This window comes from Enterobacter vonholyi, assembly GCF_008364555.1.
GTDB classification, from domain to species: domain Bacteria; phylum Pseudomonadota; class Gammaproteobacteria; order Enterobacterales; family Enterobacteriaceae; genus Enterobacter; species Enterobacter vonholyi.
Genome location: NZ_VTUC01000007.1, coordinates 82,687 through 96,722 on the forward strand (window position 1 = coordinate 82,687; position 14,036 = coordinate 96,722).

The following is a 14,036-nucleotide window of genomic DNA, read 5'->3' on the forward strand; positions in this document are numbered from 1 at the left end:
TTATTACGCCAGCTGGCGCAGCATGCGGCGCAGCGGCTCGGCGGCACCCCACAGGAGCTGGTCGCCGACGGTGAACGCGGAGAGATACTCCGGCCCCATGTTCAGCTTGCGCAGACGGCCAACCGGCGTGGTCAGCGTGCCGGTAACGGCAGCCGGGGTCAGCTCGCGCATGGTGATATCGCGATCGTTTGGCACCACTTTAGCCCACGGGTTGTGCGCGGCCAGCAGTTCTTCCACGGTCGGAATAGACACATCTTTTTTCAGTTTAATGGTGAAGGCCTGGCTGTGGCAGCGCAGCGCGCCGATACGCACGCACAGTCCGTCAACCGGAATGGTGTTCGCGGTCGCGAGGATTTTGTTGGTCTCAGCCTGGCCCTTCCACTCTTCGCGGGTCTGGCCGTTATCCAGCTGTTTGTCGATCCACGGTATCAGACCGCCGGCCAGCGGTACGCCAAAGTTATCCACCGGCAGCTCACCGCTGCGGGTCAGTTGGGTGACCTTACGCTCGATATCCAGAATAGCGGATGCCGGGTTTGCCAGCTCGGTCGCAACGCTCTGGTGCAGCTGGCCCATCTGGGTCAGCAGCTCGCGCATATGGCGCGCGCCACCGCCGGACGCGGCCTGGTAGGTCGCCACGGAGACCCACTCCACCAGATCCTGAGCGAACAGGCCGCCGAGGGACATCAGCATCAGGCTGACGGTGCAGTTGCCGCCAACAAAGGTTTTTACGCCGTTGTTCAGGCCATCGGTGATCACGCCCTGGTTCACCGGGTCGAGAATAATGATGGCATCGTCTTTCATGCGCAGCGAAGAAGCCGCGTCAATCCAGTAGCCCTGCCAGCCGCTTTCACGCAGCTTTGGATAGATTTCGTTGGTATAATCGCCGCCCTGGCACGTCACAATAATGTCGAGTGCCTTCAGCGCTTCCAGATCGTAAGCATCCTGCAACGTGCCTGTGGTACCACCAAAGGACGGAGCAGCCTGGCCGAGCTGGGAAGTGGAGAAGAAGACCGGGCGGATAGCGTCGAAATCGCGCTCTTCAACCATGCGTTGCATGAGTACAGAGCCGACCATACCGCGCCAGCCGATAAAACCAACGTTTTTCATAGCATTTTTTTCCTGCTGAGGGTGTGTGCTGATTGTGCAAGCCAGTATTGAACTGGGATATGCTTCACATTACAAAATGCTGCCAAAGTCGCAAGCGAAATTAATCGATGATTGCCCGGCAATCAGAAAAAGCGCTAATCATCGAAATAACACTACTAAGTATCAGGGATAATTTAAAGATGAGTGAAATCATTTCCGCGGCGGTTTTATTGATCCTGATTATGGATCCACTGGGTAACCTGCCGATCTTCATGTCGGTGCTGAAGCACACCGAACCGAAGCGCCGCCGTGCGATCATGATCCGCGAGCTGCTCATCGCCCTGCTGGTGATGTTTATCTTCCTGTTTGCGGGTGAAAAAATCCTCGCATTCCTGAACCTGCGCGCCGAAACCGTGTCGATTTCCGGCGGGATTATTCTTTTCCTGATTGCGATTAAGATGATTTTCCCGAGCGCGGAAGGCAGCAGCAGCGGCCTGCCTGCGGGTGAAGAGCCGTTTATTGTGCCGCTGGCTATTCCCCTCGTTGCCGGGCCGACCATTCTGGCCACGCTGATGCTGCTGTCGCACCAGTATCCGAACCAGATGAGCCATCTGGTGATTGCCCTGCTGATTGCCTGGGGCGGAACGTTTATTATCCTGCTGCAGTCATCCCTGTTCCTGCGCCTGCTGGGTGAGAAAGGGGTAAACGCGCTGGAGCGCCTGATGGGGCTGATTCTGGTAATGATGGCAACGCAGATGTTCCTGGATGGGATCCGGGCGTGGATGAAAGGATGACGTTCTCCCTCTCCCTGTGGGAGAGGGGCGGGGTGAGGGCATCAGGCCGCAGAGGCCGTATTTTTGCCGGGTGGCGGCTTCGCCTTACCCGGCCTACAAAACTTAACCCTTACGAATCAAATACCGGTACGGCAGCGTTTCCGTCTGCTGTGCCACCAGCTCATGCTCCATAAAGGTACAAAAACCGGGAATATCGCGCGTGGTGGCCGGGTCGTCGGCAACGATCAGCAGCGTTTCACCGGTCTGCATGTTGCGCACGGTTTTACGTACCATCATTACCGGTTCCGGGCAGCGAAGGCCCTGGGCATCAAGAGTGTGGTCTGGGCTGGAAAACAGGTCGGTCATGATCTTCTCGGTCTGATAAAAACGGCTGTAGTTTACGCCCGGTTGCGATCAATGCAAACCAGGTTAACGATTGCGTAAAAACTAACCATTGCAATGTCCTGACAAAGCAGTATCATGCTGCGGTTTTTATTGGGTTCCCTCACCCCAACGTATAAAAAGGTCACAATATGACGCAGTTTTCTGAATCTCAGCGCGTAAAAGCGTTGTTCTGGCTTTCGATTTTCCATTTGCTGGTGATCACCTCCAGCAACTATCTGGTGCAGCTCCCGATCTCCATCTTTGGTTTCCATACCACCTGGGGCGCGTTTAGTTTCCCGTTTATTTTCCTCGCGACGGATTTGACCGTGCGTATTTTTGGCGCACCGCTGGCTCGCCGTATTATTTTTTCGGTCATGCTCCCGGCGCTGTTCATCTCGTACGTGATTTCGTCTCTGTTTTATATGGGAAGCTGGCAGGGCTTTGAGGCGTTAACCCACTTCAACCTGTTCGTTGCCCGTATCGCCGCGGCAAGCTTTATGGCCTACGCGCTGGGGCAGATCCTCGACGTGCATGTGTTTAACCGCCTGCGTCAGAATCATCGCTGGTGGATGGCGCCAACCGCCTCCACGCTGTTCGGTAACGTGAGCGATACGCTGGCCTTCTTCTTCATCGCCTTCTGGCGCAGCCCGGATGCGTTCATGGCCGAGCACTGGATGGAAATCGCGCTGGTGGACTACTGCTTCAAGGTCCTCATCAGCATTGTTTTCTTCCTGCCGATGTACGGCGTGCTGCTCAATATGCTGCTGAAAAGGCTGGCAGATAAATCTGAAATCACAGCATTGCAGGCTGGTTAAGGGTTCGCTTTATCAGTTGTGATAAGATGAGCGAATGAGCCGTTATGGCCGTTTATCGAAAGGAAGAAGTCAATGCGCAATCTGGTTAAATATGTCGGGATTGGCCTGCTGGTTGTGGGTCTTGCAGCCTGTGATAACAGCGACACGAAAACGCCTGCTCAGGGCACATCCGCAGAAAGCAATGCGACCGGCCAGCCGGTGAATCTGATGGATGGCAAACTCAGTTTCTCTCTGCCAGCCGATATGACTGACCAGAGCGGCAAGCTGGGCACCCAGGCGAACAACATGCACGTTTACTCCGACGCAACCGGGCAGAAAGCGGTCATTGTGATTGTGGGCGACGACACCAGCGAAGACCTGGCCGTCCTGTCCAAACGTCTTGAAGATCAGCAGCGCGGACGCGACCCACAGCTTCAGGTCGTGACCAATAAATCCATCGAGCTGAAAGGCCATAAGCTGCAGCAGCTCGATAGCATCATCTCCGCAAAAGGCCAGACCGCTTACTCCTCTGTCGTGCTGGGCAAGGTCGATAACAAACTGCTGACCCTGCAGATCACCCTGCCAGCGGAAGATCAGCAGAAAGCGCAGACAGCCGCTGAAAACATCATTAACACCATCGTGATCCAGTAACGCCTCACGACGATGACGTGGCCTCCGGTGCCTGCACCGGGGGCCATTTTTTTAGTCGCCACGTCAGCAGAAGCGCAATAACAACCAGACCCGCCGCGGCAAGATAGATCACCGGCACGCCTGCCCAGGCCATCACCAGCCCCGCCAGCGGGCCGGTAATGCCTAAAGACATATCCATGAATACCGTATAGGTCGCCAGCGCCGCCCCCTGATTCTGCTGCGGCACGGCTTTTACCGCCACCACGCCCAGCGCCGGGAAGACCAGGGAAAAGCCAGCCCCCGCGAGGAACACGCCCACTTTGGCGACCCACGGCACCATCGCAATTCCGGTCAGCAGCAGCCCGACAATCTCTATCGCAAAGCAGATCATCGCCACATTCAGCCCGCCGAGACGGTTGATGCCGTTAGGGAAAAGCAGGCGGGCACCTACAAACGCACAGCTAAACAGGGTTAACGCAAAGGCCGCGCCGTCCCAGCCTTTGGCGTCGTAAAACAGGGTGATGAAGGTCGCAATTACGCCAAAGCCGGTGGTTGCCAGCGCCAGGGCCATGCCGTACGGCCAGACGCGCCCCAGCACCGCCCGAAACGGCAGCGGCTTGCCTTTGCTGGCCTTTACTTTCGGACGCGGCAGCGCAAAGAGAATTGCCAGCAGCGCGACCGCCATAATGGTGATAGACAGCCCATACAGCCCGCCAAGCGCATAGCAGGCCACGCCGAGCGGCGCCCCGAGCGCCATTGCCCCGTAGGTGACAATCCCGTTCCAGGAGATCACCCGGCCAATGTGCGGCGCACCTACCACCCCCACGCCCCAGAGCGTCGAGCCGGTTCCCGCCAGGCTTTGCCCGATGCCAAGAATGACGCGGCCCAGGCAGAGCAGCGCCAGGCTGACCAGCGGCCAGTGGCTGGTTGCGGCAGCCAGCAGGTAGCTCAGACCACTGAGGAAACAGCCGCATAAACCCACCACCACAATGCTTTTTGGACCGAACAGGTCCGCGTAGCGCCCGGCATGGGGGCGACTCAGAAGCGTGGCGAAATACTGCAGGCTGATGACCAGCCCCGCCCAGAAGGCGCTGAAGCCCATCACGTCATGGACATAGCCCGGCAGGACCGCCAGCGGCAGGCCAATGGTCAGATAGCTGGCAAAGTTGAAAATCACAACGGAAACGATGCGCAGATTGAGGCGCAATCCGCTCAGTGCCGGTTCAGCGGCAGGTTCGGGCATGGAGTTTTACCTGGATTTTTTACAACCGTGTTTCACTATTACCACGGCGCAATAAGAAAATCAGCACCGACTTTCAGATTAACGGCTCCAGACGAAGCGAAGCCCGGGCACTACACTTATCGGGTCATCATATTAAGGAACACGCATGATCGCTAACCCGTCCGACAAAGCTGGACTTCACATCTTATTAAAACTCGCCTGTCTGGTGGTTATCCTTGCGGGTATTCATGCTGCCGCCGACATTATTGTTCAGCTCCTGCTGGCGCTCTTTTTTGCCATTGTGCTTAATCCTCTGGTCACCTGGTTTTTACGTCGGGGCGTCAGCCGCCCGGTAGCCATCACCATTGTGGTTATTGTTATGCTGATTGGCCTGACGGCGCTCTTCGGCGTACTGGCGGCATCGCTGAGCGAATTCTCCACCATGCTGCCACAGTACAACAAAGAGCTGACGCGTAAGATTGTCGCGCTGCAGGAGATGGTACCCTTTCTTAATCTGCATATTTCACCCGAACGGATGCTGCGCAGAATGGACTCCGAGAAGGTCATGACCTACGCCACCACGTTGATGACGGGGCTTTCCGGCGCGATGGCCAGCATTCTGCTGCTGGTCATGACGGTAGTGTTTATGCTGTTCGAAGTCCGCCACGTTCCCTATAAGCTGCGCTTTGCACTGAACAACCCACAAATTCACATTGCCGGATTACACCGGGCACTGAAGGGCGTCTCAAAATATCTGGCGCTGAAAACGCTTCTGAGCGTCTGGACCGGGGTCATTGTCTGGCTGGGGCTGATGCTGATGGACGTGCAGTTCGCGCTGATGTGGGGCGTGCTGGCATTTCTGCTGAACTACGTGCCGAATATTGGCGCGGTGCTTTCCGCCGTACCGCCGATGATTCAGGCGTTTCTGTTCAACGGTTTCTACGAATGCATGCTGGTCGGCGCGCTGTTCCTCGTCGTGCATATGGTGCTGGGCAATATTCTTGAACCGCGCATGATGGGACACCGTCTGGGCATGTCGACGCTGGTGGTATTTTTATCCTTACTGATTTGGGGATGGCTGCTGGGCCCGGTCGGTATGCTGCTGTCGGTCCCCCTGACCAGCGTATGTAAAATCTGGATGGAAACCACCAAAGGCGGCAGCAAGCTGGCGATCCTGCTCGGTCCGGGGAGGCCGAAAAGCCGATTACCCGGATAACCGACCTACCTGTACAGGTAGGTTTAAACCATCAGTAATACACCGTAAATTACCGCGTCCTTAATCCGTCGCGGTATTTTATTTGCGTTAAGGCGATATTCACCCTGTTTTATTTACGTCGTGCGCATTACGCTCAAACGCAATTTATGATTTAACGCAAATTATAAAAAATGAAATAGTTACTTACTTTCCATGTTATTATTTCCGTCTTCGCTTCATCGTAATGCAAACATTAATATTGATTAAAAATACGCCTGGCGCCAACGGATAGCCGGATGAATATTATTTGTAAAACCACTACCTTTAATTGTTAATATTGATATGGAGTTGTTGATGAAAAAGATCGTTAAATGGTGTGCTGCTGCCGTATTCGTTGGCGCACTGGCAGGCTGTGCGCGTACCGCCCCAATCGCTCAGGTTCACTCTATTGTAAGCGCGGGTCATACTGCCGATCAGGTAAAAACGGCAATTTTGAAAGCAGGCCAAAAACGTGACTGGATCATGACGGAAGCGGGCCCGGGAATGATTAAGGGGCGTCTGCAGTCGCGCGATCACTCGGTCCAGGTGAGTATTCCGTATACGGCAACAAGCTATTCAATCAACTATGAAAACAGCCTTAATCTGAAAGCGGCAGACGGTAAAATTCACAAAAATTATAACCGCTGGGTGAATAACCTCGACCACGATATTCAGCTGAACCTCTCCGCAGGCGCCACGCTGTAATATTTTTCTAAAGTCGGGCCGCGTATGGCCCGATAACCTCTCTTTATTATCCTCAAAGGTTACGTAGTAATGTACGAAAAGGACACACTCAGCGCACTGGATGCCATTACCGAAGCGCAACGCATCGCTTTTGCCCCGATGTTATTCCAGACTGCGCTTTGTCTGCGTAACTCAGGCGTTCTCGCCTGGCTCGATAAACAAGGGAAAGAAGGTGCCAGCCTTGAGGAAATAACAGAACACAGCACGCTAGGTAGCTATGGTGTCAGCGTACTGCTGGATATGGGATTAAGCGGTCGAATCGTAACCCAACAGCAAGGACGTTATTTCCTGGCGAAAGTGGGCCATTTTTTACTGCACGACGAAATGACCCGCGTAAATATGGATTTCACCCAGGACGTTTGTTACCAGGGGCTATTTCACCTGGCGGACGCCCTGCAGGAAGAAAAACCTGCCGGATTAGCCGTGTTTGGCAACTGGCCAACCATCTACCCGGCTTTATCCCAATTACCTGCTCCGGCGAAGGATAGCTGGTTCGCCTTTGATCATTACTATTCTGACGCCGCTTTTGACGCTGCTTTGCCATATATATTCGCAAGCTCGCCGACAAAATTGTACGATGTGGGCGGAAATACGGGTAAATGGTCGTTACGCTGCTGCCGCTATGACGAAAATGTTGCCGTGACGATCCTCGATCTGCCGCAGCAGATAGCGCTGGCGCAGGAAAACATCGCAAAAGCAGGTTTTTCTCATCGTATTGCATTCCATGCTGTCGATATGCTTAGCCCAGCAAGATTGCCGGGTGACGCCGACGTCTGGTGGATGAGCCAGTTCCTGGATTGTTTCTCTCCGGATCAGATTGTCGCCATGCTGACGCGCGTCGCACAGGCCATGAAGCCAGGCGCACGTTTGTGCATTATGGAGCTTTTCTGGGATGCTCAGAAATTTGAAGCAGCCTCTTTCAGCCTGAATGCCACCTCGCTCTATTTCACCTGTATGGCGAATGGCAATAGCCGGTTTTACAGCGTAGAAAAGTTTTATCGCTACCTGGAGAGCGCAGGTTTCAACGTTGAACAGCGGCTGGACAATCTTGGGGTCGGTCATACCCTGCTGATATGCACCAAACGTGAACAATAGAGCAGCTTAGCTGCCCGGGTGGCCCAGTCTGCCTTTTGAATACGGTTTTTTTCGCGGACGCGCGTAGATGAAATTTTCACTGAACATTATCGACTGGCAGGCCAGAGCGCCAGGACTCAGCGATGCCACAGAGTGGCAGGCGTGGTCTCGCCTGCAGCTGGCCGTCGATCCAGCTGCCCCGCTTCCCCGGTTGACCGCTTTACCTATGATGACCGCGCGCCGCCTCAATTCAGGCAGTAAGCTGGCAGTGGATATTGGTCTTGCCATGCTGCAAAACCACGCCATTGATGCCGTCGTCTATTCCAGCCGCCACGGCGAGCTGGAGCGTAACTACCGTATTCTGCATGCTCTGGCAACCGGCCAGTCCGTATCGCCCACCGACTTCGCCATGTCCGTGCACAACTCGGCGGTGGGCAATCTCACGATTACCGCACGCCAGCCCATCGTCTCGTCATCCATTTCTGCCGGGCTGGACACCTTCCAGCAGGCTTTATGTGAAGTCCTGAGCCTGCTGCATGCCGGCTACTCCCGCGTCTTGCTGGTCGATTTTGACGGCGCGCTGCCGGAATTTTACCATCCGGCGTTACCGCAGCAGATGCCCACCTGGCCCTACGCGCTGGCGCTGGTCATTGAATCCGGCCAGGAATTGCAGTGTGAAACCCACAGCGGCAGCACGGGTGAAGAACCCGCCCTGCCGCAAAGCCTGATGTTCCTGCAGCGCTATCTCAGCGAGGAACGTCAGTTTGTAGTGCCCGGCGAACGTTTGCTGTGGCAATGGACGCGCGCATGAACCACCTGGCTGCCCGTATCAACTGGTTATGGCGTCTGGTGATGACCGGATTCTGCTTCGCGCTGTTTGGCGTGGGCGGACTGCTGCTGTCGCTGGTCTGGTTCAACCTGCTGCTGATCGTCCAGCGCGACCGCGCCAACCGTCGACGTCTGGCGCGTCGCAGCATTGCGGCCAGCTTCCGTTTCTTCCTGACCGTTGCGCGCGGCCTCGGGGTACTGGACTATCGCATTCACAATCTTGACGCGCTGCGCAGCGATCGGGGTTGTCTGGTGGTAGCTAACCACCCCACGTTAATTGACTACGTGATCCTGGCGTCGGTGATGCCAGAAACCGACTGTCTGGTGAAGAGCGCGCTGCTGCGTAATCCCTTTGTCAGCGGCGTCATCCGCGCGGCGGATTACCTGATTAACAGCGAAGCCGAGCCCCTGCTCGCGGCCAGCCAGCAGCGTCTGGCTCAGGGCGACACGCTTTTGATCTTCCCGGAAGGCACGCGAACCCGGTTTGGCGAGGCTATCTCCCTCCAGCGCGGCGCGGCTAATATCGCCGTGCGCTGTAACAGCGATCTGCGGGTGGTGCTGATCCACTGTAGCGAACATCTGCTGGATAAAAAAAGTCACTGGTATGATGTACCGCCAGAAAAACCTGTTTTCACCGTGGATGTCCGCGACCGCGTGAACATCGACGAATTTTACGATGCAAATGAACAAGAACCGGCGCTGGCGGCAAGGCAGTTAAACCGGCATCTGGAGCATCGATTAACATCAGGCCTTCAATCTTTGTCAGGAATTAATGATGCAAGCGCTTTATCTTGAAATTAAGAATCTCATTATCACCACGCTGAATCTGGACGAGCTTACCGCAGAGGATATTGATACCGATGCCGCGCTGTTTGGCGATGGGCTGGGTCTGGACTCCATTGACGCGCTGGAACTGGGTCTGGCGGTAAAAAACCAGTATGGCGTGGTGCTTTCTGCCGAAAGCGAAGAGATGCGCCAGCACTTCTTTTCCGTCGCCACGCTGGCGTCCTTTATCAACGCTCAACGCGCCTGAGATGTGAACGATGACTGAACAAGAAACCATTTATCAGGAAGTCTGCGGCCTTCTGACCAAGCTCTTTGAAATCGACCCGCAGGACATTACGCCCGAAGCCCGTCTTTATGAAGACCTGGAGCTGGACAGCATTGACGCGGTGGACATGATCGTTCACCTGCAGAAGAAAACCGGTAAGAAAATCAAGCCGGAAACCTTCAAATCGGTTCGTACCGTTCAGGATGTGGTAGACGCCGTCGAACAGCTTCTGCGCGAAGAGTAAGACGTCGTGCGTGGTGGACGGACGTTCCCGGTCATCCCACTGCTGACGGGGCTGATGCTGCTGGCGTGGCCTTTTCTGATTGGATTTGGGCTGACGCACAACAGCCTGCAGTGGCTGTTGCCGGTGATGGCGCTGGTATTGCTGCTGCGGCTGCGCCAGGCGCGGCGGAACGCTGGCCCGATGCGGTATGTGGTGCAGTGCGTGGCGCTCGCGGGCATTGCGCTCTGCGCGGCAAGCTACCTGCTGAAAACCCACCAGTGGCTGCTGTTCTACCCGGTGGTCGTCAACCTTGTGATGCTGGCCGTGTTTGGCGGTTCGCTGTGGACCGCGATGCCGCTGGTCGAACGGCTGGCGCGCTTGCGCGAGCCGGATTTGCCCCCGGAGGGCGTGCGCTATACCCGCAGGGTGACCCTCGTCTGGTGCGGCTTTTTCATCGGAAACGGCGCAATGGCGCTGTTCACCGTTCTCCACGGCGACCTGCATCTGTGGACGCTGTGGAACGGTATGGTGGCTTATATCCTGATGGGAACGCTGATGGTGACCGAGTGGCTGGTCCGCCAGCGGGTGATAAAAAAAGAGATGCACAATGACTAACCCCCTTCCGCTGGGCCAGTGGTTAAACGCCCCGCGCCCTGACGACATGCCCGTTGCCTGGCTTGACGATCGTACCTGGACGCTGGGCCAGCTGCGCCACGACGTGACCTTGCTGGTTGACATCCTGCGTCAGCAGGAAGGCGAGCGCTGGGCGCTGTGCTTTGAAAACAGCTATCTGTTTATCGTTGCGCTGCTGGCCTCGCTGCATGCCGGTAAAACGCCAGTCATTCCCGGCCATAGCCGCGTCTCGCAGCTTGAAGAACAGCAGTCGTTGTTTAGCGGCGTCCTGAGCGACAGGACTCTCGATTTCCATGGCAAGCTGATTGTGGTGGCCTCCAGCCATCAGACTGCTCGCCACTGGACGCCCCTGCCGGACATTGACGAAAGCCGCTTTGTTGAACTGTTCACCTCCGGCTCCACGGGGACGCCGCGTCGGGTGATTAAGCACATCGTCAGTCTGGATCGCGAAGCCCGTCTGCTGGCTGACCGCTTCGGCGAGCGTCTGACTGGCTGTAGCGTTGTCGCCTCGGTCGTACCGCAACATCTGTACGGCCTGACCTTCCGTATCGTCTTGCCGATGGCGCTGGGCCTGCCGCTGCATGCTGCGATGCTCTACTATGCAGAGCAGCTGGCCGCCCTTCCTCATGACAGGCATTACCTGTTCATCAGCAGCCCGGCGTTCCTGAAGCGCCTGGATACGGAGCTGCCTGCGCCGCCCGTCAGAATGCTGATTTCAGCAGGCGGAATGCTGCCCTGGTGTGACGTCGCCACCACCGCGGGCTGGCTTAACATCTGCCCGGATGAAATTTATGGCAGCACCGAAACCGGGATCCTCGCCTGGCGCCATCGCCAGCAGGATAACGTGCCGTGGCTCGCGTTCCCCGGCGTTATCTTCCATCAGGAAGATGACGCCTGTCGCGTCACGTCGCCACTGATCCACGAGGCTGAAGGACTCCAGCTGGACGATATCCTCCACTTCGACAGCGAGGGGCTTTTCAGCATCGCCGGGCGTCGCGGGCGGGTGGTCAAAATTGAAGAAAAGCGCATCTCGCTTAACGAGATCGAACGTCGCCTGCTGGAGCTCGACGGCATTTGCGAAGCGGCGGCCCTGCCGGTCACGCGCGGGGGCCGTCAGGGGATTGGCGCCCTGCTGGTTCTGGACGAAGCGGTTCGCCAGCGCGGGTATATGCAGGATAAAAAAGCGCAGGAGTTTGCCTGGCGTCGCGCCCTGCTGCCGTGGCTTGAGCCGGTCGCCGTTCCACGCTACTGGCGTATTGTCGATGAAATGCCGGTAAACAGTATGAACAAGCGTGTCTATGCGCAGTTAGAGGAGTTATTTCATGAAAATTCATGAAATTGAGCGCCACCAGACACAGCCGGAGAAGCTGGAGATCGTTTTGCATCTCGACTCGGCGCTGTTCTGGTTTCAGGGCCATTTTGCCGTACAGCCGCTGCTGCCCGGCGTTGCGCAGCTTGACTGGGTGATGCACTACGCCACGACGTTACTGGCACCGGGCTACCGCTTTCACAGCATTCAAAACGTGAAGTTCCAGGCACCTCTGCTGCCGGAAACCACGGTGACGCTGATGCTTGAGTGGCATGCTGAACGTCAGATGCTGACCTTCAGCTACCAGCGTCACGCAGGGGCTGAGCGCCATACCGCCAGCAGCGGGAAAATTCGGCTATGTCAGTAACCTTCCGCCCCTGCGTGCTGATCCCGTGCTACAACCACGGCGCCATGATCGCCAGCGTGCTCTCACGTCTCGCGCCGTTCGGCCTGCCGTGCCTGGTGGTGGATGACGGCAGCGACGCAGTCACCCGTCAGGAGCTTGAGCGCCTGGCGGCTGAGCACCCGCAGATGACGCTGGTCCGTCTGGCGCAAAACGCCGGAAAAGGTGCCGCGGTCATCAGGGGGCTGGAAGAGTGCGCGCGCGCGGGCTATACCCACGCCGTGCAGGTGGACGCGGACGGCCAACACGCCATCGAAGATATCCCCAAACTGCTGGCGCTGGCGGAGCGCCACCCGGACGCGCTGATTTCCGGCCAGCCCATTTACGATGATTCCATTCCGCGCTCGCGACTCTACGGGCGCTGGATAACACACGTCTGGGTCTGGATTGAGACCTTATCCCTGCAGCTTAAAGACAGCATGTGCGGCTTTCGGGTCTACCCGGTCTCGCCCACGCTGCGGCTGGCAGCGCGTGAAACGCTCGGTAAACGGATGGACTTTGACACCGAAGTGATGGTCCGTCTTTACTGGCAGGGCAACACCAGCGTCTTTTTGCCCACCCGCGTCACTTACCCACAGGACGGCTTGTCCCACTTCGATGCGTTAAAAGATAACGTGCGGATCTCCCTGATGCATACCCGACTCTTCTTCGGCATGCTGCCCCGCATGCCCGGCCTGCTTTTCCGTCGACGCCGCCAGCACTGGGCGCAGCAGGACGAGGTCAAGGGTCTGTGGGGGATGCGCCTGATGCTGCGCGTCTGGAAACTGCTGGGTCGGCGGGCCTTTACCGTGCTGCTGTGGCCGGTGATCGGCGTGTACTGGCTTATCGCACGTCCCGCACGGCAGGCCTCGCGGCAGTGGATTGGAAGGGTCAAGCAAGAACTGCATAAGCGGAACATGCCCGTTCCCTCACGGCTCAACAGCTTTTTCCATTTTATGCGCTTCGGCAACGCGATGCTGGATAAGGTCGCCGGCTGGCGCGGCGAGCTGAAGTTTGATCGCGACGTGGTCTTTGCCGCCGGTGCGAGCGAAACGCTTAATATCGCGGCGCCGCAGGGCAAGCTGCTGCTGGCCTCGCATCTTGGCGACGTAGAAGCCTGCCGGGCTCTGGCCCAGCTGGACGGCAGCAAAATTATCACCGCCCTGGTCTTCAGCGAGAACGCCCAGCGCTTTAAGCAGATCATGAGCGAAATGGCGCCCGAGGCCAGCGTGAATTTGATGTCGGTCACCGACATCGGCCCGGACACCGCGATTGCCATCAAAGAGAAGCTTGAGCGGGGAGAATGGGTCGCGATTGTGGGCGATCGCATCGCGGTGAATCCGCAGCGTGGCGGCGAGTGGCGGGTGATCTGGAGTACGTTTATGGGCCAGCCAGCGCCGTTCCCACAGGGGCCATTTATCCTGGCCTCCATCCTGCGCTGCCCGGTGGTGCTGATTTTTGCCCTGCGCCAGCAGGGTAAGCTCGTCCTGCACTGTGAACCGTTTGCAGATCCGCTGCGCCTGCCGCGCGGTGAACGCCAGCAGGCGCTGCAGGATACCGTCGATCGCTACGCGCAGCGGCTGGAGCATTACGCCCTCATGTCGCCGCTCGACTGGTTTAATTTTTTCGATTTCTGGCATCTGCCAGAGTCCAGTGAAAAGGAGTAAAG

General features: G+C 57.0%; 17 protein-coding genes. 14 read left to right on the plus strand and 3 right to left on the minus strand.

The genetic code is table 11. The features are described 5' to 3' along the window. Positions 1-3 precede the first annotated feature (3 nt). Positions 4-1,107 (minus strand): aspartate-semialdehyde dehydrogenase, encoded by a 1,104-nt coding sequence (asd, locus tag F0319_RS13295; RefSeq protein ID WP_033146834.1) that lies wholly within the window; start codon positions 1,105-1,107, stop codon positions 4-6. Positions 1,108-1,286: 179 nt separating this feature from the next. On the opposite strand from asd, the gene yhgN reads away from it, so the two are divergent. Beyond that, positions 1,287-1,880: an NAAT family transporter YhgN gene (gene yhgN / locus F0319_RS13300; protein ID WP_003861574.1), complete on the plus strand. Its 594-nt coding sequence runs from the start codon at positions 1,287-1,289 to the stop codon at positions 1,878-1,880. A 102-nt stretch (positions 1,881-1,982) separates the two neighbouring features. On the opposite strand, the gene tusA is transcribed toward yhgN, so the two are convergent. Continuing rightward, a complete protein-coding gene (tusA, locus tag F0319_RS13305) occupies positions 1,983-2,225 on the minus strand; it encodes a sulfurtransferase TusA (protein WP_017693840.1) in 243 nt (80 codons plus the stop codon). Between the two features lie 167 nt (positions 2,226-2,392). Here tusA and F0319_RS13310 point away from each other — a divergent pair, with 167 nt between their 5' ends. Together F0319_RS13310 and F0319_RS13315 are read left to right on the plus strand one after the other, a co-directional pair. Then, positions 2,393-3,058, plus strand: a complete 666-nt coding sequence (locus F0319_RS13310) for a 7-cyano-7-deazaguanine/7-aminomethyl-7-deazaguanine transporter (RefSeq protein ID WP_149367161.1) — start codon at positions 2,393-2,395, stop codon at positions 3,056-3,058. A 72-nt stretch (positions 3,059-3,130) separates the two neighbouring features. Further along, positions 3,131-3,688 (plus strand): DcrB family lipoprotein, encoded by a 558-nt coding sequence (locus F0319_RS13315; protein ID WP_111963749.1) that lies wholly within the window; start codon positions 3,131-3,133, stop codon positions 3,686-3,688. Between the two features lie 4 nt (positions 3,689-3,692). On the opposite strand, the gene F0319_RS13320 is transcribed toward F0319_RS13315, so the two are convergent. Beyond that, a complete protein-coding gene (locus tag F0319_RS13320; protein WP_111963748.1) occupies positions 3,693-4,910 on the minus strand; it encodes an MFS transporter in 1,218 nt (405 codons plus the stop codon). Positions 4,911-5,055: 145 nt separating this feature from the next. On the opposite strand from F0319_RS13320, the gene F0319_RS13325 reads away from it, so the two are divergent. The 11 genes from F0319_RS13325 (at position 5,056) to F0319_RS13375 (ending at position 14,034) form a co-directional block, all read left to right on the plus strand. Next, positions 5,056-6,105 (plus strand): AI-2E family transporter, encoded by a 1,050-nt coding sequence (locus tag F0319_RS13325; RefSeq protein ID WP_023309517.1) that lies wholly within the window; start codon positions 5,056-5,058, stop codon positions 6,103-6,105. Positions 6,106-6,438: 333 nt separating this feature from the next. Further along, entirely contained in the window at positions 6,439-6,828 is a 390-nt protein-coding gene (locus tag F0319_RS13330) for a lipoprotein (RefSeq protein ID WP_111963747.1), read from the plus strand. A 69-nt stretch (positions 6,829-6,897) separates the two neighbouring features. Continuing rightward, on the plus strand, positions 6,898-7,962 hold the full coding sequence (locus F0319_RS13335; RefSeq protein ID WP_149367162.1) for a methyltransferase: 1,065 nt from the start codon (positions 6,898-6,900) through the stop codon (positions 7,960-7,962). Positions 7,963-8,029: 67 nt separating this feature from the next. After that, complete coding sequence (locus F0319_RS13340; RefSeq protein ID WP_149367163.1) at positions 8,030-8,752, plus strand: beta-ketoacyl synthase chain length factor; 723 nt, start codon at positions 8,030-8,032, stop codon at positions 8,750-8,752. After that, entirely contained in the window at positions 8,749-9,564 is an 816-nt protein-coding gene (locus F0319_RS13345) for a lysophospholipid acyltransferase family protein (protein WP_133295272.1), read from the plus strand. The genes F0319_RS13340 and F0319_RS13345 overlap by 4 nt, the downstream gene beginning before the upstream one ends. Next, on the plus strand, positions 9,545-9,802 hold the full coding sequence (locus F0319_RS13350; RefSeq protein ID WP_008503081.1) for a phosphopantetheine-binding protein: 258 nt from the start codon (positions 9,545-9,547) through the stop codon (positions 9,800-9,802). The genes F0319_RS13345 and F0319_RS13350 overlap by 20 nt, the downstream gene beginning before the upstream one ends. A 10-nt stretch (positions 9,803-9,812) precedes the next feature. Continuing rightward, a complete protein-coding gene (locus tag F0319_RS13355; RefSeq protein WP_024908875.1) occupies positions 9,813-10,064 on the plus strand; it encodes an acyl carrier protein in 252 nt (83 codons plus the stop codon). Positions 10,065-10,070: 6 nt separating this feature from the next. Continuing rightward, on the plus strand, positions 10,071-10,658 hold the full coding sequence (locus tag F0319_RS13360) for a COG4648 family protein (protein WP_149367164.1): 588 nt from the start codon (positions 10,071-10,073) through the stop codon (positions 10,656-10,658). Continuing rightward, positions 10,651-12,012, plus strand: coding sequence for a class I adenylate-forming enzyme family protein (locus F0319_RS13365; RefSeq protein WP_149367165.1), 1,362 nt, complete (start codon positions 10,651-10,653; stop codon positions 12,010-12,012). Before F0319_RS13360 ends, F0319_RS13365 begins: the two co-directional genes overlap by 8 nt. Further along, positions 11,999-12,352, plus strand: a complete 354-nt coding sequence (locus tag F0319_RS13370) for an ApeI family dehydratase (protein ID WP_149367166.1) — start codon at positions 11,999-12,001, stop codon at positions 12,350-12,352. Before F0319_RS13365 ends, F0319_RS13370 begins: the two co-directional genes overlap by 14 nt. After that, positions 12,343-14,034 (plus strand): glycosyltransferase family 2 protein, encoded by a 1,692-nt coding sequence (locus tag F0319_RS13375; RefSeq protein WP_149367167.1) that lies wholly within the window; start codon positions 12,343-12,345, stop codon positions 14,032-14,034. Before F0319_RS13370 ends, F0319_RS13375 begins: the two co-directional genes overlap by 10 nt. Positions 14,035-14,036: the final 2 nt, after the last annotated feature.